General features: G+C 58.3%; 22 protein-coding genes. 8 read left to right on the top strand and 14 right to left on the bottom strand.

The window, feature by feature from the left end:
- Positions 1 to 24 precede the first annotated feature (24 nt).
- From ACIOWE_RS01730 to ACIOWE_RS01695, 8 genes are all read right to left on the bottom strand, one after another.
- Positions 25 to 771, bottom strand: a complete 747-nt coding sequence (locus tag ACIOWE_RS01730) for a hypothetical protein (protein ID WP_401386592.1) — start codon at positions 769 to 771, stop codon at positions 25 to 27.
- Between the two features lie 44 nt (positions 772 to 815).
- Positions 816 to 1,496, bottom strand: coding sequence for a C39 family peptidase (locus tag ACIOWE_RS01725; protein WP_401386589.1), 681 nt, complete (start codon positions 1,494 to 1,496; stop codon positions 816 to 818).
- A gap of 63 nt (positions 1,497 to 1,559) precedes the next feature.
- Complete coding sequence (locus ACIOWE_RS01720; RefSeq protein ID WP_401386586.1) at positions 1,560 to 2,564, bottom strand: heme utilization protein; 1,005 nt, start codon at positions 2,562 to 2,564, stop codon at positions 1,560 to 1,562.
- A gap of 68 nt (positions 2,565 to 2,632) precedes the next feature.
- Positions 2,633 to 3,205 carry an adhesin gene (locus ACIOWE_RS01715; protein WP_401386583.1) on the bottom strand — a complete coding sequence of 191 codons (573 nt, stop codon included), beginning with the start codon at positions 3,203 to 3,205 and terminating at the stop codon, positions 2,633 to 2,635.
- 1 nt (position 3,206) lies between these two features.
- Entirely contained in the window at positions 3,207 to 3,656 is a 450-nt protein-coding gene (locus ACIOWE_RS01710; RefSeq protein WP_201238236.1) for a hypothetical protein, read from the bottom strand.
- A gap of 344 nt (positions 3,657 to 4,000) precedes the next feature.
- Entirely contained in the window at positions 4,001 to 4,525 is a 525-nt protein-coding gene (locus ACIOWE_RS01705) for an AAA family ATPase (RefSeq protein WP_401386580.1), read from the bottom strand.
- A complete protein-coding gene (gene pnuC / locus ACIOWE_RS01700) occupies positions 4,522 to 5,085 on the bottom strand; it encodes a nicotinamide riboside transporter PnuC (RefSeq protein ID WP_401386577.1) in 564 nt (187 codons plus the stop codon). Before pnuC ends, ACIOWE_RS01705 begins: the two co-directional genes overlap by 4 nt.
- Before the next feature lie 286 nt (positions 5,086 to 5,371).
- Complete coding sequence (locus ACIOWE_RS01695) at positions 5,372 to 7,006, bottom strand: methyl-accepting chemotaxis protein (RefSeq protein ID WP_401386574.1); 1,635 nt, start codon at positions 7,004 to 7,006, stop codon at positions 5,372 to 5,374.
- Between the two features lie 303 nt (positions 7,007 to 7,309).
- On the opposite strand from ACIOWE_RS01695, the gene ACIOWE_RS01690 reads away from it, so the two are divergent.
- Positions 7,310 to 8,140 carry an undecaprenyl-diphosphate phosphatase gene (locus tag ACIOWE_RS01690; protein WP_401386571.1) on the top strand — a complete coding sequence of 277 codons (831 nt, stop codon included), beginning with the start codon at positions 7,310 to 7,312 and terminating at the stop codon, positions 8,138 to 8,140.
- Positions 8,137 to 8,565, top strand: coding sequence for a DUF1294 domain-containing protein (locus ACIOWE_RS01685; protein WP_401386568.1), 429 nt, complete (start codon positions 8,137 to 8,139; stop codon positions 8,563 to 8,565). Before ACIOWE_RS01690 ends, ACIOWE_RS01685 begins: the two co-directional genes overlap by 4 nt.
- A gap of 119 nt (positions 8,566 to 8,684) precedes the next feature.
- Here the strand turns inward: ACIOWE_RS01685 and ACIOWE_RS01680 are convergent, their stop codons facing one another.
- Positions 8,685 to 9,044, bottom strand: coding sequence for an MmcQ/YjbR family DNA-binding protein (locus tag ACIOWE_RS01680; RefSeq protein ID WP_103302080.1), 360 nt, complete (start codon positions 9,042 to 9,044; stop codon positions 8,685 to 8,687).
- Positions 9,041 to 9,949: a LysR substrate-binding domain-containing protein gene (locus ACIOWE_RS01675; protein ID WP_401386565.1), complete on the bottom strand. Its 909-nt coding sequence runs from the start codon at positions 9,947 to 9,949 to the stop codon at positions 9,041 to 9,043. The genes ACIOWE_RS01680 and ACIOWE_RS01675 overlap by 4 nt, the downstream gene beginning before the upstream one ends.
- Before the next feature lie 127 nt (positions 9,950 to 10,076).
- On the opposite strand from ACIOWE_RS01675, the gene ACIOWE_RS01670 reads away from it, so the two are divergent.
- Positions 10,077 to 10,688 (top strand): FMN-dependent NADH-azoreductase, encoded by a 612-nt coding sequence (locus ACIOWE_RS01670; RefSeq protein WP_201238228.1) that lies wholly within the window; start codon positions 10,077 to 10,079, stop codon positions 10,686 to 10,688.
- 236 nt (positions 10,689 to 10,924) lie between these two features.
- On the top strand, positions 10,925 to 11,962 hold the full coding sequence (locus tag ACIOWE_RS01665) for a dienelactone hydrolase (protein WP_201238227.1): 1,038 nt from the start codon (positions 10,925 to 10,927) through the stop codon (positions 11,960 to 11,962).
- Positions 11,963 to 12,095: 133 nt separating this feature from the next.
- On the opposite strand, the gene ACIOWE_RS01660 is transcribed toward ACIOWE_RS01665, so the two are convergent.
- Together ACIOWE_RS01660 and ACIOWE_RS01655 are read right to left on the bottom strand one after the other, a co-directional pair.
- Positions 12,096 to 13,283, bottom strand: a complete 1,188-nt coding sequence (locus tag ACIOWE_RS01660; RefSeq protein ID WP_401386561.1) for an MFS transporter — start codon at positions 13,281 to 13,283, stop codon at positions 12,096 to 12,098.
- Positions 13,284 to 13,561: 278 nt separating this feature from the next.
- Complete coding sequence (locus ACIOWE_RS01655; protein ID WP_201238225.1) at positions 13,562 to 15,148, bottom strand: ABC-F family ATPase; 1,587 nt, start codon at positions 15,146 to 15,148, stop codon at positions 13,562 to 13,564.
- Between the two features lie 381 nt (positions 15,149 to 15,529).
- Here ACIOWE_RS01655 and lpxO point away from each other — a divergent pair, with 381 nt between their 5' ends.
- The gene (gene lpxO / locus ACIOWE_RS01650; protein ID WP_401386558.1) at positions 15,530 to 16,429 is read left to right on the top strand and encodes a lipid A hydroxylase LpxO; all 900 of its coding nucleotides are present in this window, start codon (positions 15,530 to 15,532) and stop codon (positions 16,427 to 16,429) included.
- Positions 16,430 to 16,562: 133 nt separating this feature from the next.
- Here lpxO and ACIOWE_RS01645 read toward each other — a convergent pair whose 3' ends face one another.
- A complete protein-coding gene (locus tag ACIOWE_RS01645; protein ID WP_401386555.1) occupies positions 16,563 to 17,423 on the bottom strand; it encodes a Ku protein in 861 nt (286 codons plus the stop codon).
- A 189-nt stretch (positions 17,424 to 17,612) separates the two neighbouring features.
- Here ACIOWE_RS01645 and ACIOWE_RS01640 point away from each other — a divergent pair, with 189 nt between their 5' ends.
- Both ACIOWE_RS01640 and ACIOWE_RS01635 read left to right on the top strand, forming a co-directional pair.
- Entirely contained in the window at positions 17,613 to 17,930 is a 318-nt protein-coding gene (locus ACIOWE_RS01640; protein WP_401386552.1) for a hypothetical protein, read from the top strand.
- Between the two features lie 51 nt (positions 17,931 to 17,981).
- Positions 17,982 to 19,127, top strand: a complete 1,146-nt coding sequence (locus ACIOWE_RS01635; protein ID WP_401386549.1) for a PQQ-dependent sugar dehydrogenase — start codon at positions 17,982 to 17,984, stop codon at positions 19,125 to 19,127.
- Positions 19,128 to 19,264: 137 nt separating this feature from the next.
- Here ACIOWE_RS01635 and rimI read toward each other — a convergent pair whose 3' ends face one another.
- A complete protein-coding gene (rimI, locus tag ACIOWE_RS01630; protein WP_401386546.1) occupies positions 19,265 to 20,365 on the bottom strand; it encodes a ribosomal protein S18-alanine N-acetyltransferase in 1,101 nt (366 codons plus the stop codon).
- A gap of 92 nt (positions 20,366 to 20,457) precedes the next feature.
- On the opposite strand from rimI, the gene ACIOWE_RS01625 reads away from it, so the two are divergent.
- Positions 20,458 to 22,032, top strand: a complete 1,575-nt coding sequence (locus ACIOWE_RS01625) for a RimK family protein (RefSeq protein ID WP_401386543.1) — start codon at positions 20,458 to 20,460, stop codon at positions 22,030 to 22,032.
- The last annotated feature ends 3 nt before the right edge of the window (positions 22,033 to 22,035 follow it).

Here is a 22,035-nt window from a genome sequence, read left to right as displayed (position 1 = left end):
CCAATGATCGAGACTCAGCGTAGTTCAATATCCAATATTGCGTAGTGCCCTGAGTTGAGTCAGGTTGCAGTCCAGTGCGCCGGCGCTCATGCCGTTATTGTTCAACACAACGTTGAGTTGGGTCATGTTATTGACCACGTTGGCACTGCCGAGCAAACGGGTGTTCTGCAGCAAGCCACCTTGGGCCACTTGTTGCAGGGCCGTGCCTTGATTGCCTGAGGCCTGAATGGCCATTTGCACGCCACTGCCGGTGGCCGAAACCGCGACGCTGCCGGCGGCGTTGCTGGCGCCGATTGTCTGGCCAGCCATCAGGGCCTGACCTTGTTGAGGCAGCAGTGCTGGCGCCTGGTTGGCTTCCTTGACGTTGATCGCCACATTGTTGGTGGCAGTATTGGTGTCGCCGGCGGCGCGTACGCTTTGTGTCACGCCCTGGCTGCTGTTGAGGCCCGCACCACCCGTGATCGTGCCTGTGCCCGCCGCGAGGGCGTTACCGTTGCCGGTTTCCTTGATGGTTTGCACATAGAATTCTGGTTTGATTGTCGCTGCTTGAAGCTGCATCGAGGTCGCAGCCCCGATCAGATCACCGCTGGCGTTGCGCCAGGTACTGCTCATGACAATGCCGAAGCTGATAATCCGCCCCGGCATGACATAACGACCACGTAGCTCGGACAATTCCTGGTCCTGTATTTCTATAGGCTTGAATCCTGCATTGGCATAGCCTGACGCGCTCGCTGCCAGGCAGGCGGCGGCCAGCCAGTATGAGGTTTTCATCTGCTGCTCCCGGGACATCCAGCCCCATTCTTTATAATCGGCGATTAAAAGAAGTCGCTCTGTATGAACCCGAAGTCCATCAACTCAGCATCTCTGACAGGGTTGAAGTTATCCAGCTTGTTCTTGGCCGTCAGCGGTGTCGGCGGGCTGCGCAATGCATTGGTTTTGTCATAACCGGGGCCGACGATGGCGAAGACAATGCCGTTCCAACCTTTGACAAAGTCATCATGGGCGTAGCGTTTGTGGCCGAGTACCGGGTCTCCGATGTAAACCCAATTCTTGTCCGCACGCTGCAACACCACGAAATGCTTGTAGCCGCGAATTTCCATCAGTACCACCACCGGGATTGTTACAGCGTCGAGTTTTTCCGGCGGAATCTTGTAGCCTCTGGCGCGCATGCCGATGCTTTCTATGTAGCGCTTCATGTCGAGCATGGAAAAACCCTGAGTGCGAACAAGGTCCTGGTCAGCGTTGACCAGCATGCCTTTGATGATGTGCTCCTCATCGACGTCGAGCCAATAGCCTTGGCGTAACACCGTGGCCAGTGCGGCAGCGCCGCAGCTGAAATCGGTTTTCTGTTCGACAATGTCGGCAAACTTGCGCTCACGAATGCTTTGCACGTTTTTGTAGACGAGTACGCCGCCGGGGAGGGCCGCGACGGGCATCTGGGCAGCCTGAGTCAGGCCGGACAGGCAAAGCAGAGCGAAAAGGGCAGTCTTACGCATGATCGATACGCCTTTGCGGACTGAGGAAAAGCCCCGTTTCCGGGGCTTTCGTTTCGATCGCGATTACATGCAGGCTTTGCAACCTGCGGCGATGGACAGCGAGTTGCTTTGTTGGTTGCCAACACCAGCGGCGTTGTTGAAGCCACCGTTGCCAGACCAGTTGTTGCCCACGTTGGTCATGTTGGCATTGTTGGTGACTGGGTTTTTCCAGCCGTCTGGAGTCATCACTTGTTGAGTGGTTACGCCAGCCAGGCCGAAGACACCCACGGCTTCGAAGGTAGCTTTCTGATCTTTGCTACCGCCGCTGCCGCCATGGCCTTTGCTGTCGTTGCCATAACCGCCACCGCTGTGACCGTGATCGTCATCTTTGATGGTAGCTTCGCCAACGGCGCCGAACACGCCGACGGCGGCAACAGTGCCAGTGAGGGTATCTTTTTTGTAGGTTTGAGTGCCGTTGTTGGCCACAGAGAGACCTGAGGAGCTTTGGTTGGCAGCGGCAGCAGCCTGCGCTACACGACCACCGGACACGGCGATTGCGAGGTTGTTTTTCTGTTGGTTGAAGTCGCCGGCGCTGTTGTTCACGCCGATGTTGCCGGAGCCACTGTTGCCGACGTTGTTCATGCTGGCATTGGCAGTGCTGGAGTAGTTGCCTACAGCGTTGTTGGCGTTAACTTGAGTTGCACTGGAGGCAGCAACCGCAGTACCGAAGATGAAGCTTTCGTCAGCAGTCGCCAGTGCGGCGGCGTTGTCTTGTTGGTTGCCGTCGCCTGCGGTGTTGTTCGCACCGATGTTGCCGTTGGCACCATTGAGCGAGCCATTGATGTTGGCGTTGTTTTGAGTGCCCTGGTTGAGTACGGCGTTGCCGCCGCTGCTTTGCACGTCGAGCACTGCAGCACCGGCGCCAGCGCCAATTTGCAGGAGTTCCTCAAGACTTGGGCCTTTAGGTGGAGGAGGCTGGTGACCGTGGCCGCCATTGTTACCATGATCATTGCCGCCCGCTTGAGCCGCCATTGCCATTACTGCTGCAAGAGCGAAAACCAGTGGTTTCAGAGCCATTTGAGTTTTCATGGTGTTACTCCGTGCTTATTAGTTGGTTAAGTGTTGGTACTTTCTAATTGCACTGCTTTTTATTTGGGTCAGTCTGCGACCCGGATGCTCAGGGTGTTAGCCATACGGTTCCCCACCCCGGCACTCTGGTTCACCTGGATTACCCCTCGGCTGCCGGTGAAGGCCTGATCACTTGTCGTGACCTGGCGACTGCCGGGTGAGGTGCCAGTTGCTCCTGAGCTCGGTAAAAGCGCCACGTTCTGTTGCGACAGGGCGCTGTCGTCAACGCTTTGCGGGGCAGCACTGATGCTGACGCGCGTGACGTTGGCCATCTGGTTGTTGGCCCCGGCGCCCTGGTTCACACCGAGGATCCCGTTGCCATTACTGAATGAGTTGCCGCCAATGGTTGCGCTGGCATTCGTCGACGGATTGCCCGGTGTGTCGATGTGCTGGCGGACGACGGTGGTGGCGCTGGCCGAGGTGCCAATGGCAATCGCCTTGGCGTTGGTCTGTTGCATCTGGTCGCCGGCGGCCTGGTTGACGTTGTAGTTGCCGCGATACTGGACGCCGGTGTTCTGAATGTTGGCGTTGTCCACTGAACTGGGGTCGGCCATGGCGGTGGTGCAGCCGAGGAGGGCAAGCAGAAGGAGGGTGCGATTCATCTTATTGGCCTCCAGCCATGCGGGTCAGCGGGGCAAGGCCGGTACTGAGCGACCGATTGATGGTGTTGGAGATCGAACTGCCGTTGCCGCCGCCATGACCGCCACTCATGCCGGGCAGACCGTTGGGGTTGGTCAGAACATTGGTGCCCGGCAGGCCACCGACGGTTGTCGACATGGTGCCGCGAATCGAAGAGCCACTGGCTACACTGGCAAAGTCACCGTCATTCAGTTCGGTGCTGGTCATCGCTTGATCGATGCGTGCCGAAGGATTGGCGTTGACAGTGGTCGGGTAGGGGTCTTTGCCACCGCTGCGACCGATAGGGATCGGCTGGACGTCGCGGTTGAGGACGATCACGCCATTGCCTTCGGCCTGAACGTTGAAACTGATGAATGCACTGGCTGCTGATCCGATCAGCAGGAGGCAGGTCAGGTTTTTATTGAAGTTCCCCACGGCTGCAATTCCTTCTTCAGTGGGCTGCCCTTGTCAGCGTTGTGAAGGAGAGAGCGAAAGCTGTGCCGCTTTTTAATTGTTTAGAATTTTCAATGAGTTATGCGGAGAGAGCGCGTACTTGATACACAAGCTGTTTCAGCGATGAAACAGACACTGCGACGCTGACCTGTCTTTTTGCTGAACAATGCTCTGGGACAAGGGTTTGCGGCGCAGTGTTTCAGCAGCGTAACAACGGCAGGGGCAAAGCGATCAATCCGCTGAAACTGGCCCTTTGCACGCGGGGAGGTGTTTCAGGAACGGACACTTTGCCCCCAAAACCGGGTCAGCAGACCCACAAAGACCGGTTATTGCCCGAGCAGTGCTTCTACCGCTGCGAAGGCTCGCGCCTGGCGTTCAGCCCAATTGCCTTGAATGATCTTGAAGGGCTGGTCATGGCGTTCCAGCCATTCGCGCGTAGCCTGATAAAACGCCAGGCGCTGATCCAGATCCGGCTGGCAGCGCTGGCCGTCATCGGTCCAGTCGATCTGCTCGGGAGACATTAGAAGGTGCAGGTCGTAATGCCGCGCCAGCAACTCCGGCTCAAGCCACGTTGGGCAATCGCCGAACAGCGTCTGACTCCAGAGCATGTTGCTAAGCAAGTGGGTGTCGAGAATCAGCAGCGGCGGACGTTGCGCCCGCGCCTGATCTTCCCAACGCAGTTGCCCACGAGCGATCTCGGGAATATCGGCCAGACAGGTGTCGCGAGGGTTCTGCTCGATAAACCAGCGCACGTACTCGTCGACCCGCAACCCGCCGAACCGTTGCTGCAAGCCGGCGGCCAGCCAACTCTTGCCGGAGGACTCGGGGCCCGTCAGAACGACTACTTTCATGTGCGCAACGCCGGATCGGCGCGCCATTCGCGCCAGCCTTGAATCGCAATCAGCGTGAACAAGGCGTACAGCGCTGCGGTGAGGTACAGGCCCTTATAAAGGAACAGACCGACGAAAATCACATCGAGGACGAACCACAGCGCCCAGCATTGCAGGCGTTTCTGCGCCATCCACAACTGCGCCACCAGACTGAAACCGGTCAGCGCCGCGTCCAGCCACGGTTGCGCGGCGTCAGTCCAATGCGCCATGGCGGCGCCAAGCAACACGCTGCCTATGGCGCCGACGCTCAGCCCCAACAAGATCGAGCGAGTGTCCAGACGCGTGACCTGACGTCCGTCGTGCATCGTCCCGGCGCGCGTCCATTGCCACCAGCCATAGACTTGCAGCGCGGCATAGACCACTTGCAGCAACATGTCCGAATACAGCTTCACTTCAAAGAACACCCAGCTATAGAGCAACACCATGACCAGGCCGATCGGCCAGCACCACGGATTCTGTTTGACCGTCAGCCAGACGGCGATCACACCGAGGGCGGCGGCAAACAGTTCAAGCCCGGACATGTGGGTTCCTTGGGGGGAGTTGAGGAGGGGGCGGATTGTACCCAGAAAACCTGTAGGAGTGAGCCTGCTCGCGATAGCTTCGGCACAGTCAACAATGGTGTTGAATATTCCGACCTCATCGCTGGCAAGCCAGCTCCCACAAGGATTTGTGCGATGCCCACCCATCTTGGGCATTACACAAATCTCTGTGGGAGCTGGCTTGCCAGCGATGGCGGTATGTCAGCACGGTAGATATTGGCTGACACAAAGCCATCGCAAGCAGGCTCACTCTTATGGTGGGGCGGTGCTAGACGCGGAACTGGCGCAGCAGGCCGTTGAGTTGTTCGCTCAACTGGCCGAGTCGCACACTGGCTGCACTCGACTGCTCGGCTGCGATGGCCGTGCTGTGCGACAGACCGGCGGCCTGGGTCACGTTCTGATTGATGTCCTCGACCACATGCGCCTGCTGCAACGTGGCGCTGGCAATCGACGCATTCAGGCCATTGAGGTTGCGCAGCGCCTGGCCGATGGCGTTCAGGCTGGCGCCGGCCAGTCCGGCTTGCTCGATGGTCAGTTGCGAAGCCTTGCTGCTGTCACCAATCACCTTGACCGCGGCCTCGGAGTGATTTTGCAGACGCTCGATCATCGACTGGATTTCTGCCGTCGACTTCTGCGTACGCTGCGCGAGCAAGCGCACTTCATCCGCCACGACGGCAAATCCACGACCCTGTTCACCGGCCCGGGCCGCTTCGATGGCCGCGTTCAGTGCCAGAAGATTGGTCTGCTCGGCAATCGAGCGAATCACTTCCAGCACGCTGCCGATCTGCGTGCTTTCGGCGGCCAATGTGCGAATCACCTCTACCGCTTGATCGATGGTGCCGGACAGCTTGTCGATCTGCTGCAGGCTGCCGTCAATGTTGATCTGGCCCTGTTGCGCTTGCGCCTCGGCATCACGCATTTCGGCGGCTGCATGCTCGGCGTTTTTCGCCACGTCCTGCACACCGTAGGTCACCTCGTTGATCGCGGTGGCCACCAGTTCCATCTGCTGCGATTGCTGCTGGCTGCGCTGCTGGGCCTGCGACGCATCGTTGCCGAGTTCGCTGGACGACTGGCCCAGCGCGCTGGCCGAGATCTGCAAGTCGCCGATCACCCGGCGCAGTTTGGCGGTAAAGGCGTTGAAGTGATGAGCCAGCTCAGTCACTTCATCCTTGCCATGGGTATCGAGGCTGCGGGTCAGGTCGCTTTCGCCGCTGGCGATGTTGGCCATGGCGTTCACGGTTTCCTGCAACGGACGGACGATGCTGCGTGCAATCAGGATCACCAGCAATGCCATGATCACGGCGATGGCCAGGCCAATGACCGTGGCCTTGATCACCTGGCCCTGGAATTCGACCTGCACATCGTCCACATACACGCCGGAACCGAGCACCCAGCCCCAAGGCTCGAACAGTTTGACGTATGAAGTCTTGGCCACCGGCTCACTGGCGCCGGGTTTCGGCCAACGGTAATCGACCATGCCGGCGCCCTTGGACCGGGCAATCGCCACCATTTCGTTGAACACCGCGAAACCATCCGGGTCGCGAATCGCCGAGAGATTCTGGCCTTCGAGTTTGGGATTGGTCGGGTGCATGATCATCACGGGGGTAAGGTCGTTGATCCAGAAATAGTCGCTCTGGTCATAACGCAGACCACGGATGGCGGTGAGCGCCTGCTTCTGCGCAGCCTCCTTGGTCAGGGTGCCGGCGGTTTCCAGGTCGTGGTAATAGGTCAGCAAACCGCTGGCGGTCTGCACCACATGCTGGGTTTTCTGGGCCTTGGCGCGATACAGGTCATCGTGGATCTGCTGGAGCATCAGCACGCCCAAGGTCAGCAACATGACCACCGCCACCACCAAAATGAGCCACAAGCGTCGGCTGATCGACACACTGCGCAAGCTGTTCATAACGCTGTCACTCCGGATTCTTTTTCTTGTAATAAACGACCGCCAGCATCCAACCACGATTTTGTGAGCGGGCATACGCGACCCAAGTCGTATAACGCGGCAGCGCTATTAAGGCTTGTCTGTTAGGATTTCGGCCCCGCGCGTGAAAACCTGAATCCAAGTTGATATTTCACGGAATTTTGACCCTTCCGTGTGGATCCTGTGCGCGCGGAATCGGTACAGCAAAACCAGCTACGCTGATCGCAGTGAACGTAAAAAAATACTATCGGAGCATGCCCGTGTGCATCGCTCTTTGGGGGATTGATGGATCTTTGGACCGCCTTGCAGGCACTGATACTAGGAGTTGTAGAAGGGCTGACGGAGTTTTTGCCCATTTCCAGTACCGGACACCAGATCATTGTCGCCGACTTGCTGAATTTCGGCGGCGAACGGGCCATGGCGTTCAACATCATCATCCAGCTCGGCGCGATCCTCGCGGTGGTCTGGGAATTCCGCCGCAAGATTCTCGATGTGGTGGTTAGTTTGCCAACACAGCCAAGCGCACGGCGTTTCACCGCCAACCTGCTGATCGCGTTTTTGCCCGCCGTCGTGCTGGGTGTGATCTTTGCCGACCTGATCCATGAATACCTGTTCAACCCGATTACCGTTGCGACGGCTTTGGTTGTAGGCGGGATCATCATGTTGTGGGCTGAACAGCGTCAGCATGAAGTGCACGCCGAAACGGTCGACGAGATCACCTGGAAAGACGCATTGAAGGTCGGATTCGCCCAGTGTCTGGCGATGATCCCGGGGACCTCGCGTTCCGGCTCGACGATCATTGGTGGCTTGCTCTTCGGCCTGTCGCGCAAGACCGCCACCGAGTTCTCGTTCTTCCTCGCCATGCCGACCATGGTCGGTGCTGCGGTGTACTCGGGCTACAAGTACCGCCATTTGTTTGTCCCGGCGGACTTTCCGGTGTTCGCCATTGGCTTCGTCACCGCGTTCATCTTCGCGATGATCGCGGTGCGCGGGTTGCTCAAGTTTATCGCCAGCCACAGTTACGCAGCTTTCGCCTGGTATAGGATCATCTTTGGTCTGTTCATTCTGGCGACGTGGCAGTTCGGCTGGGTGGACTGGGCAGCGGCAAAACCATGAGTGATTCACGCGCACGCCGCCCGGAAGGTCGCCCGTCGGGCGGCCCTATTCAGTATCTGAAATTGAAACTGCTGGTGCTGATGATCGTCTGCGCCTTGCCGTTGTTCGGCTCGCTGTCGATGTGGCTGCGCGGGATATCACTGGTGCCGTTGGCGGCGTATGGAATCGTCAGCGTGTTGGCGTTTTTTCTGTACTGGGCAGACAAACGCAAGGCCCGGGCGGATGCCTGGCGCACGCCGGAAAACATCCTCCATGCCGTGGAACTGGCGGGCGGCTGGCCGGGCGCGTTGATTGCTCAGCAAGTATTCCGGCACAAGACGCGCAAGGTGTCGTTTCAGATTTTGTTCTGGGTCATCGTTTTGTTGCACCAGGTGTTCTGGATCGACCAACTGTTCCTCCGCTTGAACCTGCTGAACCTGTTCTAAAGCGCTGCAAAGAATCAATGTGGGAGCGAGCCTGCTTGCGAAGAGGCCGTGTCAGACAACATCATCGTTGAATGAAAGTCCGCTTTCGCGAGCAGGCTCGCTCCCACAGGGGATTGGGGTTAGAGCAGTAATCCCACCTGAGTTTTCTTCGGCAACTTGCTCACCACCAACTGATGCGAGCGCTGCAGCAATCCCTGCAATTCCTCGGCGCCCAGCGGGTAGGGCGGGTGCATGATGATCCACTGTGCCCGGGCCAGATACGGCGCAGGATGGATGCCCGGGCGGTCGCAATGACCGAGAAACAGATCCTTGTCGACCTTGAACGCCAGCGAGTCACCGCGCAAACCCTGCAAGGCAAACATCTTGTTGCCAGCAATCGAAAATACCCGCACGCCACCCCATTTGTAGTCTTCCCGCGCACCCGGCAACGCCAGGCAGAACGCAGCAACGTCCGCTTCGCTCATCTTTCCCTTCTTCATAACAACCGCTCCCCACAGGCATTGAACGATTCGACCAAGTGATCGATCCACGCACGCACGGCAGGCATCACGCCACGCCGATGCGGATACACCGCTTGCAGCCAGCCGCCGGGCAGCGACCATTCGGGGAGCAACTGCACCAGTGCGCCGCTTTCCAGCTCCGCTTCGCAATACATCATCGGCAACAGGGTAAAACCCTGACCGGCGAGGACGCAGGTCTTGCGCACTACGAAATCGTCGATGCCCAGACGCGCTTCCATGTTCAGTTCGAAGCTGTGGCCCTGCTGATCAAGCAGGCGCACATGCACCATGCGATCGGCCTCCAGCGCCCCCAGCACCGGCAGGTTTTTCAGGTCTTGCGGATGATTGATCGCTTGCCCTTGCATAAACGTCGGGCTGGCCACCACGACCATTTGCGCCTGACGCAAACGGCGGGTGACCAGTAACGGATCTTCGTCGCCCAGTTCCCGCACACGCAAGGCAACATCGAAACCTTCTGCAACCAGATCCACCCGACGGTTGAGCAGCACGACTTCCAATTGCACCTGGGGGAATTTGCCGAGGAAATCGCTGATCACCCACGGCAGCATTTCGCGGGCCAGCCCGGTCGGGCACGACACGCGCAGGCGACCGCGTGGCTCGGTGGACATACTGGCGACGGCTTCGTCGGCCATTTCCGCTTCGAGCAACATGGCCTGGCAATGACGCAGATAACGCTCACCCACGGCCGTGAGGTTGAGTTGGCGGGTGGTGCGTTGCAGCAGGCGGGCGCCGAGACGCTCTTCCAGTTCGGCGATGCGCCGCGACAGCCGTGACTTGGGAATGCCCAGCAATCGGCCGGCGGCCGCAAAGCCGCCAGCCTCGACGACTTTGGCGAAGTAGTAGAGATCGTTGAGGTCTTGCATCAGGAATTCCAACTGTTCTATCAGTGGGACAAACTATCGCATTGTCGCCGTCTAATCATCCATTGGTTTCTTGCGTAGGATTCTCTCCATTCCGTCGCCACCGGCGATTCATTCCAGGAGATTCCACATGAAACTGCTGCATATCGATTCGAGCATTCTGGGCGACAACTCGGCTTCCCGTCAGTTGAGCAGCCAAGTCGTCAAAGCATGGCAAGCCGCTGAGCCGGGCGCCGTGGTGACTTACCGCGATCTGGCCGCCGACGCCATCAGCCACTTCTCCTCGACTACCCTGGTCGCTGCCGGCACCACCGCTGAACTGCGCAACGCCGCGCAACAGCACGAAGCCGAGCTGAGCGCTTCGACCCTGGCCGAGTTCATCGCGGCTGACGCCGTAGTGATTGCTGCGCCGATGTACAACTTCACTGTACCGACCCAACTCAAGGCGTGGATCGACCGTGTGGCCGTTGCCGGTCAGACCTTCCGTTACACCGAAGCCGGCCCTGAAGGCCTGTGCGGTGGCAAGAAAGTGGTGATTGTTTCCACCTCCGGCGGTATCCATGCCGGGCAGGCCAGCGGCATCGCCCACGAAGAATACCTGAAGCTGGTTCTGGGCTTCCTCGGCATCACCGACATCGAAATCGTCCGTGCCGAAGGCCTGGCGTATGGTGATGAAGTGCGCAACAACGCCATGACCGCGGCTCAAGCTAAAATCAGCGAGCAACTGTTCGCCGCTGCGTAAGGCTTGCGTAAAGAACAGCTGAGGTTCAGGTAATACCCAAAAAACTCTGTATTCTGGTTCTGCAAGGGCCGAATACGGAGTTTTTTGTTTCTGACTGTTACATAATCTGGCCCGGGTTATGCAGTCAAACGATCAGCGTCTGAGTGCAGTGTCGTAACGGACCGCCGAATCCCCGGCGTTCCGGCCTGACAACGCAACGGATCTTTCGATTGAGTAACAACAGGGTGGGGCATCCCATGATGCGTCTTTGTGCAACGTTACTGATTTGCCTGCTCGGCAGCCTGAATTCAGTGCAAGCTGCGCCGGGGCTGCACCCTGTCTGGAGCGTCGGTTATCACGAGATGACCTTCCTCGATCCGCTGGATCTGCAACCGATGCGCGCCATCGCGTTCTATCCCTCCAGCGACCGCGAGCACATGAGCCTGCTCGAAGGCTATTCGGTCGCAGCCGGTGAAGACACCAAAGTCGCCATGGGCCGCTTTCCGATGCTGATGCTGTCGCATGGCAACACCGGCACGCCCCTGGCGCTGCACGATCTCGCCACTTCGCTGGCCCGCAAAGGTTTTGTCGTGGTGGCGGTGATTCACCCCGGCGACAACTCCAAGGATCACAGCCGCCTCGGCACCCTGAGCAATCTCTACGGCCGACCGATCCAGATTTCCGAAGCGATTACCGCGACCCTTGGCGACCGCATGCTGGCGCCGTTCGTCAATGCTGATCAGGTGGGCGTGATCGGCTATTCGGCAGGCGGCGAGACGGCGCTGATTCTGTCGGGCGCGCAACCGGATCTGGATCGCCTGCGCCGCTATTGCCAGGAGCGTCCGGACGACCGTGACGCCTGCAATACCAAAGGCGAGTTGATTGTTGATCGAGATGATCTGCAACCGGTCGCCGATCCGCGCGTACACGCGTTGTTGTTGATGGCGCCGTTGAGCCTGAAATTCGGCCGTCATACTCTGGCCGATGTGCATGTGCCGGTGCTGCTCTATAGCGGCGACGGCGACAAACTCGTCGCGTTCGACAAAAACGCTGCCGCACTGGCGCGCAAACTGCCGACCGCACCGGACTTCAAGTTACTCGCCGGGGCAGGGCACTTCGTGTTCATGGCGCCGTGCACTGAAGAGCAGATCCTCGCCATGCCGGCGCTGTGCACCGACGCCGATGGTGTGGATCGCGAAGACATCCATCGCAACCTGATTTCCGAAGCCGGGCGGTTCTTTGCGCATGCACTGGGCAAACCGACGCGGGCGGGGATGCAAACTGCCGATCAATAACCCGATCCCACAAACACCGTTAATCCACTGTAGGAGTGAGCCTGCTCGCGATAGCGGAGTACCAGTCGACATTTCCTACACTGATACTGCGCTATCGCGAGCAGGCTCACTCCTACAAGGATTTCGCCAGGCCTCAGGTCTTGGCCCGGCGCTTGAGCAGCAAGGTCAATCCCAGCCCGGTCACCGACAGCAATGCCGCGCAAAAGAAAATCCACGAATACCCCAGGTTCAACGCCACCGCGCCCATCAACGGCCCGGCTACCGCCAGCGCCAGATCGAAGAACACGGCGTAAGCGCTCAACCCCGCACCACGGCTGGAGTTGGGCACTTGCTTGATCGCTTCGACGCCCAGCGCCGGATATACCAGCGACAATCCAAACCCGGCCAGCCCCGCACCGATCAGCGCATACGCGGTAGAGGGCGCCAGCCACAACAGCGTCAGCCCGACGGTTTCGATGGTCATGCAGGCAATCGCCGAAGTGAAGCCGCCGAATCGCGCAATCGCCGAAATGAACATCAGGCGCGAAAGGATGAAGCACACGCCGAACACCGTCAGGCAATACGCCGCGCCGCTCCATCCGCGATTGAGGTAATACAGGGTGATGAACGTGGTCAGCGTGCCGTAACCGATCGACGCCAGGCTCAGACTGGCGCCAAACGGTGCGATCCGGCCAAACACTGCCCAGAACGGCAGGCGTTCACCGCGCACCACCGGCACTGACGGTTTGTTACGGATCAGCACCAGCGCGATCGCCGCCAATGCCGTCAGCGCAATCCCCAGACTGGCAAAACCATAATCGGCGACCATCACCACGCCCAGTGGCGCCCCAATCGCAATCGCGCCATACGAGGCAATGCCGTTCCAGCCGATGGAGCGCGCCGTGTGTTCAGCGCCGACCTGACCCATGCACCAACTGATGGTGCCGACACCGATCAGGCCCTGAGCGATACCAAGCAGCAAACGCCCGGCGATCAGAATCAGCAGGCTGGTCAGCGGGAAGCTTTGCAACAGCGTTGAAATCAGCGTCAATACACCGCTGAGCACAATCCCCAGCAAGCCATAAACAATCGCCCGTTTGGTGCCGATGGTGTCCGACATGCGCCCGGCCATCGGTCGGCTGAGCAGCGTGGCCAGATACTGCGAACCGATCACCAGCCCGGCGATGATCGCGCTGAAACCCAGTTGCTCATGCACGTAGCCGGGCAATACCGCGATCGGCAGGCCGATGCAGAGGAAGGCAATAAAGGTATAAAAAACGATGGAGACGATCTGCAGGGTGATCGCCATGGAGCTTTGCGGTGGCTGTTGCTGCGCAGACATGAGAACTCGTTCGCGGGCGGCGGTAGGAGAGCTCGCATCATGGCGTGGGTGTCAGATAAAAGAAAGCAGGCTAACTATTTTCCTGAGGATTGGTATCGCTGCTGATGGCCCTTCGCGAGCAGGCTCGCTCCCACATTTTGAAATGCGTTCCCCTGTGGGAGCGAGCCTGCTCGCGAAGTTATCCGCACCACCACTCCTTCATCTCTTGAATACAAAAAGCCCCGTCACATGGACAGGGCTTTTGCTTGCAGCTTGCAGCTAAAAACTAATAGCTGCTTTTAAAACACTACACCTTGGCTACGCAGGTAGTCGTCGTAGGTGCCGCTGAAGTCGGTCACGCCATTCGGGCTCAGCTCGATGATGCGCGTGGCCAGGGACGATACGAACTCACGGTCGTGGCTGACGAAAATCAGCGTGCCCGGGTAGTTTTCCAGCGCCAGGTTCAGCGCCTCGATCGATTCCATGTCCAAGTGGTTGGTCGGTTCGTCCATGATCAGCACGTTCGGCTTCTGCAGGATCAGCTTGCCGAACAGCATGCGACCTTGTTCACCACCGGAAATCACTTTGACCGACTTGAGGATCTCGTCGTTGGAGAACAGCATGCGCCCCAAAGTACCGCGAATCATCTGTTCGCCCTGAGTCCACTGACCCATCCAGTCGAACAGCGTGACGTCGTCTTCGAAATCGTGCGCGTGGTCCTGAGCGTAGTAGCCCAGTTCCGCGGCGTCGGTCCACTTGATGCTACCGGCGTCCGGCGTCAGCTCGTTGACCAGAGTACGCAGCAGGGTGGTTTTACCGATACCGTTCGGGCCGATGATCGCCACGCGCTCGCCGGCTTCAACCTGGAAGCTGAAGTCCTTGAACAGCGTCTTGCCATCGAAACCTTTGGCCATTTTTTCGACCATGACCGCCTGGCGGTGCAGCTTCTTGTTCTGATCGAAGCGGATGAACGGGCTCACGCGGCTCGAAGGCTTGACCTCGGCCAACTGGATCTTGTCGATCGCCTTGGCACGGGAAGTGGCCTGCTTGGCTTTCGAGGCGTTGGCCGAGAAGCGGCTGACGAACGATTGCAGCTCGGAAATCTGCGCTTTCTTCTTGGCGTTGTCCGACAGCAGTTGCTCGCGGGACTGGGTCGCCACGGTCATGTACTCGTCGTAGTTGCCCGGGAACAGACGCAGCTCGCCGTAATCCAGGTCAGCCATGTGCGTGCACACGCTGTTCAGGAAGTGACGGTCGTGGGAGATGATGATCATCAGGCTGTTACGCTGGGTCAGGACGTTTTCCAGCCAGCGAATGGTGTTGATGTCCAGGTGGTTGGTCGGTTCGTCGAGCAACAGCACTTCCGGATCGGAGAACAGTGCCTGCGCCAGCAACACACGGAGTTTCCAGCCTGGCGAGACTTCGCTCATCGGGCCGAAGTGTTGCTCGATGCCGATACCCAGACCCAGCAACAGCTCACCGGCGCGGGATTCGGCGGTGTAGCCGTCCATTTCGGCGAACTCGGTTTCCAGTTCGGCCACGGCCATGCCGTCTTCTTCGCTCATTTCCGGCAGCGAGTAGATGCGGTCGCGTTCAGCCTTGACCTTCCACAGCTCTTCGTGACCCATGATCACGGTGTCGATCACGGTGAATTCTTCGTAGGCGAACTGATCCTGGCGCAATTTACCCAGGCGCACGTTCGGCTCGAGCATGACCTGGCCGGCGGACGGGTCGAGGTCGCCGCCGAGGATTTTCATGAAGGTCGACTTGCCGCAACCGTTGGCGCCGATCAGGCCGTAACGGTTGCCCGCGCCGAATTTGACCGAAACGTTTTCGAAGAGCGGCTTGGCGCCGAACTGCATCGTGATGTTAGCTGTAGAAATCAAGAGTTTTTCCTGCGAAGCATTCTTAAAAAGCGAGGGTGCGGCTGCAGCGCTGGGCCCGAGTCAAAGTGCGCTGAAGCGGGGAGTTCCCGTCATCAACCAAGGGGGGCGCGTAAAGTTTGGCGGCGATTGTACTGGTCTGGCTCTTTAAACGATAGCGCGATGACGCTGTGAACGCCGATTGGCGCAATCGCGGGACAGATTTTCACAGATGAAGGTTCACTATCGGTTACAAACTGTGGCTAAAATGCCATCCATTCACCCAGCGCCCTACGATGGCGCGGGCTCAAGGACGTGCCATTTGTACTCAGACCACTGCATCAGACGCTGGGCTTCAGGCCACCATGCGCGCAGTTTGTTCACTTCTGACGTGTGACGATTTCCGTGAAACTCATCATTGCTGCTATTTATGTCATTTCCATTGCATACGTTCACTTGCGTGGCCGTGTGCGCCACAAACTGGGTCGACAGTTGAGCGACCATTCGACCTTTCTGGCACCGATCAACTGCTTCCTCTACCTGTTTTCGAAGAAGCCGAATACGCCGTATCTGAATCCAGCAGAGTTTCCTGATCTCAGCCCGTTGCAGGCACATTGGCAGGAGATTCGCGAAGAAGGTCAGAATTTGCTGCGTGCCGGTGAGATCAAACGCTCGAACCAGTACGACGATGTCGGCTTCAACTCTTTCTTCAAGAGCGGCTGGAAGCGTTTCTACCTCAAGTGGTACGGCGAGAGCCATCCGTCGGCGATGAAGCTGTGCCCGCGCACCACTGAACTGGTGCAGAGCATCGGTTCGATCAAGGCCGCGATGTTCGCCGAGCTGCCACCCGGCTCGAAACTGGTGCGTCACCGCGACCCGTATGCCGGTTCCTACCGCTATCACCTAGGCCTGGAAACGCCGAACGATGCCGGTTGCTACATCAATGTCGACGGCGAGAACTATCACTGGCGTGACGGTGAAGCGGTGATGTTCGATGAAACCTTCATCCATTACGCAGAAAACACCACGGACAAGAACCGCATCATCCTGTTCTGTGACATTGAGCGGCCGATGAAGTACCGCTGGGCAGCTGCATTCAATGGCTGGTTCAGCCGCACCGTGATGTCCGCCGCCGGCGCGCCGAATGATGCCGGTGACCGTACGGGTGGGATCAACCGCTTGTTTACCCGGATCTACAAGATCCGCTTGCGTGGTAAACAGCTGAAAAAGCGTAATCGCAAGCGCTACTACATGGAAAAGTGGGCGATCTTCGGTAGCTTGTTGGCGATCTTCATTCTGATCTGAATATTGCTGTGAGCCAGCTCCCACAGGGTTGGAGGTGTGCGCATCACACCGACCACTGTGGGAGCTGGCTTGCCAGCGATGACTGTCGCAAAAGCAACCTGTCAGTTGCCTGACAATCCTTCAGTTGTCATGCTCAGGACGCTTTCTTGGTCTTCTTCGCCGGTGCCGCTTTAGTCGTCGCTTTAGCCTTGGACTTGGCGGGTGCCTTGCCACCCAGACTGCGTTTAAGCAGCTCGGTCAAATCGATGACATCGGCTGACTTGCGCTCTTCCTCACCCCCCACCGACTCGACATCCTCGATCTTGCCTTCATGGGCCTTTTTCTCCACCAGCGCCATGATCTTGTCTTCGAACTCGTCCTTGTAATCATCAGGACTCCAGTCGCCGCTCATGTCCTCAACCAGCCGTTTGGCCATGTCCAGTTCGCCCTTGGCCAACTGTGGTTTGGTCACTTCGCTGCCCAGTTCCAACTGATCGAGGCCACGAACTTCCTGCGGCCAGCGCAGCTTGACCAGCACCAGCGCCGACTCCAGCGGCATCAATGCCGCCAAATATTGCCGCGTGTGCAGGACGACCCGGGCGAGGGCGACTTTATTGGTCTTGCTCAGGGTTTCGCGCAGCAACGCGTAAACCTTGCCGCCGCGTTTGTCCGGGGCGAGGTAGTAGGGCGTGTCGATGTTCTGCAACGGGATTTGCTCGGCGTCGACGAAGGAGAAGATGTCGATGGTCTGCGTCGATACCGGGTGCGCCGAGCGAATTTCCTCTTCGCTGAGCACCACGTAGCGCCCCTTTTCGTAAGCCACGCCCTTGACGATATTTTCCTTGGTGACTTCCTTGCCGGTGACCTTGTTGACCCGTTTGTAGCCCACCGGGTCCATGCTGCGGCTGTCGAGCCAGTCGAAGTCCACGCCTTGCGACGACGTCGCTGAAACCAGCGCGACAGGGATGTGTACCAGTCCGAAACTGATCGCGCCTTTCCAGATTGCCCGAGCCATGGTGAGTTCTCCGCGTGATGTTCAGGTGACCTGTGCGCCGGCGCGAAAGTTTCCAGTGAATGCGCCGGTTTCAGACGACTTGGTCAAGCCGTGTTACATGTTGTTTAAGCGGCACGGGTTAACAAATCCGAACCCAGGGCGTAGCGTGGACTCGAAGGCTCTACTCCCTGCACATCGAGAGGCACCCCCATGAACCGATTCATGCTTGGCATCGCCGTCCTGACACTCAGTGGCGGCCTGGTTCATGCGGACGTTGTGCTTGCGCAAAGTCCGACCGGCAACAGCAACAACCCTTACAACAGTCCGATTCACCGGGCCAATCCCAACAGCATGCAGGGCACCCAGCCCAGCGCTCCGCCCATTCGCGGGCCGAACACCGTGCCGACGCCGCGTCAGCCCACCGTCGAAAATCGCGGTATTGGCAATGGCCAGCCCATTCGTTCGGTGCCGAGTACACCGCCCACCTTCATTCCCAACCCACCGTCACGAAGCACTGACACCCGTTGAACGGCGGTACTGCGGTGCTGCCAGCTTTGAAACCAGCAAAAGGAATCGTGCATGTTGCGTAAAACTCTTCTAGCCAGCCTGTGCGCCGGCGCTCTGATCAGTGCGCCGGTATTCGCCGCCGCCCCCAAAGAGCTGCAAAGCGAGCAGGGCACCCTTGAAGTCACCACGATCACCCAAGGTCTTGAACATCCATGGGCGCTGGCTTTTCTGCCGGATCGCCAGGGCATGCTGGTGACCGAACGACCGGGCAATTTGCGTGTGGTCGGTGCGGACGGCAAGCTCTCGGCGCCGATCAGTGGCGTGCCGAAGGTCTGGGCCAAGGGGCAGGGCGGTTTGCTCGATGTCGTGCTGTCGCCGGAGTTCAAACAGGACCGGCTGGTTTATCTGTCATACGCCGAAGGTGGCGGTGCGGGCGACAAGGCCGGGACGGCGGTAGGGCGCGGATATCTGTCGGATGACCTGAAAACCCTGAAGGATTTCAAAGTGATCTTCCGTCAGGAACCGAAGCTGTCGACCGGCAACCATTTCGGTTCGAGGCTGGTGTTTGATCGTGACGGTTATCTGTTCATCACCCTGGGTGAAAACAACGATCGGCCCACCGCGCAGGATCTCGACAAGCTGCAAGGCAAGATCGTGCGGATCTTTGCAGACGGCAAAGTCCCGGACGACAACCCGTTCGTAGGGCAATCCGGCGTGCGTCCGGAGATCTGGGCTTACGGCATTCGCAACCCGCAGGGTGCGGCGCTCAATCCGTGGAACGGCACGATTTGGGAAAACGAACACGGCCCGCGTGGCGGCGATGAGGTAAACATCATTGAGCGGGGGAAAAACTACGGCTGGCCGTTGGCGACCCATGGCATTAACTATTCGCTGCAACCGATCCCGGAAGCCAAAGGCAAAAGTGTTGAAGGCGCGGTTGATCCGCATCATGTCTGGGAAAAATCCCCTGGCGTGACCGGTATGGCGTTCTACGATGCCGACCGCTTCCCAGCATGGCAGCAAAACGTGTTTATCGGGGCGCTGGTGAGTCAGGAGTTGATTCGCTTGCAGTTCGATGGCGACAAAGTCGTGCATGAGGAGCGCTTGCTCGGCGAGTTGAAACAGCGCATTCGCGATGTACGGCAGGGACCGGATGGTTATCTGTACGTGCTGACAGATGAGGACAATGGCTCGCTGTACAAGATTGGCCTGAAGTAAATTTGTAATTCACACACACAACCTGTGGCGAGGGAGCTTGCTCCCGCTTGAGTGCGCAGCGCTCACAAGTTTCCTTGGGGCTGCTGCGCAACCCAGCGGGAGCAAGCTCCCTCGCCACAAAAGCACTAATGCCTGACCTACTCATTGCGGGCGTACAAAACCACCGCAGCCCTCAGCTTCCCACGCCCAAACCGGCACATTTTCTCAAACTCGCCATGACTGACCGGCACATGCTGGCAGTCCATGGCTTGCCGATGCTGGCTGTGATCAACGTCGGGATCATGCAGATAAACAAAATCTGCATCGCAATCCGTCACTACCACCCAATGCGGAGACTTCGATCGGGTCAGGCGATAGCTGCTGATCAACACCAGCGGTTGTCCACCCTCATCCAGTAATCGCGGCAGATCCAGCGGCGCACCGATCACACGCTCGACGTCGCTCTGGTCCAGTTGTTCGGTGAACTCTTCATGCACTAGGCGCATGACGTCTTTTTTATGCTCATCGCGTACACCATCGAGAAACAACGGCCCCGTCAGACTCAGTTGCAGACGCACGCGAAAACCCCGCCGCCATGCCGCGAGTGCCAATCCCTGCGGACTGCATCCGCCATGGCCGGAGGTCATGAACACGGTGGTCGCTTCGCGCCAGATTTGCAGTTCTTCGCGGCGCTCCAGTAAACGCAAAGGCTGCAGCGCGCCCATGGCCATCAACAGACACGCCGGACCACAGGTGAAGTCAGTGGTTTGCCGGTAGTAGGGCACCTTGATACTGCGCGAATCCCGGTGCTGGAGAATGCGTTTCTCCAGACGCAATGCATCGGCGTGGTCTTCGTAGTAATCATGAATCAGCGCGAAGCGCCGGTAGCCGTTGCGTTCGTACAGAGCAATAGCGGCGGGGTTGTCGGTACGCACTTCCAGACGCAGATAGGCGCAATCATGTTCGAGTGCGCAGGTTTCCATGCGCTGCAGCAGTTGCTTGCCCAGCCCCGTGCCACGCGCCTGGGCAGCGATGGCGATGGAATACAGCCGCGCCAGTGAAGTGCCGCGATGGAACAACACCAACGCGTAACCGAGCAATTGACCATCCCGTTCGGCGACCAGCAACTGTGCGTGCGCCTTGGTGATCATCCACTGGAAACTGCGGCTGGTAAGCCGGTCAGTTGTAAAACATTGCATTTCCAATGCCAGCAATGCCGGCAGGTCTTCAACTACCGCCAATCGAAAAACAGCACTCATATGACCACCGTAAAAGTTGCGTAACGAAACGGGACTTTCGAAAAACTTCGTGCTTAATAGAAATGGTCTTGTTCTCCAACGGATCAATCTCTATGTCAGCGGTACAGGGTCATTGGCGCGAAGTATCCGAGCAAAGTTTGCCGGCGGCAACTTATTTAAACTCAACGGTTAGAAGCTCCAGTCAAGTGCTGATCATTGTCGAACGCAAGGAAGACTGGGCGTCTTATTTTCCCAGCGAAGACATCATCACGGCGCAGGAATACCTGGAGCAAACCCGAGACAGCGAGTCAGGCAAGCGCGTGCAGGTGATCAACCTGTGTCGCAGTTACAAGTACCTGGGCCACGGATATTACTGCTCGCTGCTGGCCGAAGCCCGAGGGCACAAGGTGATTCCGTCGGTGCGCACCATCAGCGAACTGACGAAAAAATCACTCTACGGACTGGCACTCGACGATCTCGATAAAACACTGGAAAAAGCCCTCAGTCATCACCTCTACAGTGATACCGAAGGATTCACTCTGACACTTTATTTCGGCAGAACGCATATCGAGCCTTTACAGGATTTGGCCCGACAGTTGTTTGAAGTGTTCCCTTGTCCGATTCTGTTAGTTGAGTTTCGTCGAACTAACGGTTGGCACATCGAAGGTATAAAATCCGGTGCCTTGCACAAGTTGCGCGACGACCAGGAAGATCAGTTCGCCAACGCGCTGGATGGCTTCAGCCGTAAAGTCTGGCGCATGCCACGCTCCCGGCAAGTGGCGCGTTACGACCTGGCGATTCTGCACGATCCGCAAGAGGCGTTGCCGCCGTCGAACAGCAAGGCGCTGGAGAATTTCGTGCGGGTCGGCAAGACCATGGGCATCGACGTCGAACTGATCGAACGCAAGGATTATGCGCGCCTGGCCGAGTACGACGGCCTGTTGATCCGCGAAACCACCAGCGTCGACAACCATACCTATTGCTTCGCCAAGAAGGCCGAAAGCGAAGGCTTGGTGGTAATGGACGATCCGGCCTCGATTCTGCGCTGCACCAACAAGGTCTACCTCACCGACCTGCTCAACAGCCATCAACTGGGCATGCCCGCCACCGAGATTCTCTACAAGGAGCGACCCGAAGACTTCGAGCGGGTCGGCGAACGCCTGGGTTTTCCCTTGGTGCTGAAGATCCCCGACGGCTGTTTCTCGCGAGGCGTGATCAAGGTGGAAAGCCAGCAGGCGCTGCTCGAAGCCACGGCGCAATTGTTCGAACATTCGGTGCTGTTGCTGGCCCAGGAATTTTTCTACACCGAGTACGACTGGCGCATCGGCGTGCTTAACCGCAAACCAATCTTCGCTTGCCAATACTTCATGTCCAAGGGCCACTGGCAAATCTACAACCACAAGGCCAAGGGCCAGGACGTCAATGGCGAATGCCGGACACTGGCGATCCACGAGGCACCACGAGCGGTGGTGGAACTGGCCGTGAAGACCGCCAACCTGATCGGCGACGGCCTCTATGGCGTCGACCTGAAACAGGCCGGCGATAAAGTCGTGGTGATCGAGGTTAATGACAATCCGAACCTCGACGCCGGGATTGAAGACGCTTATTTGCAGGACGATCTGTATTCACTGGTGCTGGAAGAGTTTGTGCGGCGGCTGGAGCTGAAACGTCGCGGCCAGGCCTGGTGACTC

Origin of the sequence: Pseudomonas sp. NPDC087598, assembly GCF_044743525.1 — a bacterium.
Lineage (GTDB): Bacteria > Pseudomonadota > Gammaproteobacteria > Pseudomonadales > Pseudomonadaceae > Aquipseudomonas.
This window is presented reverse-complemented; position numbering and strand designations above follow the sequence as displayed.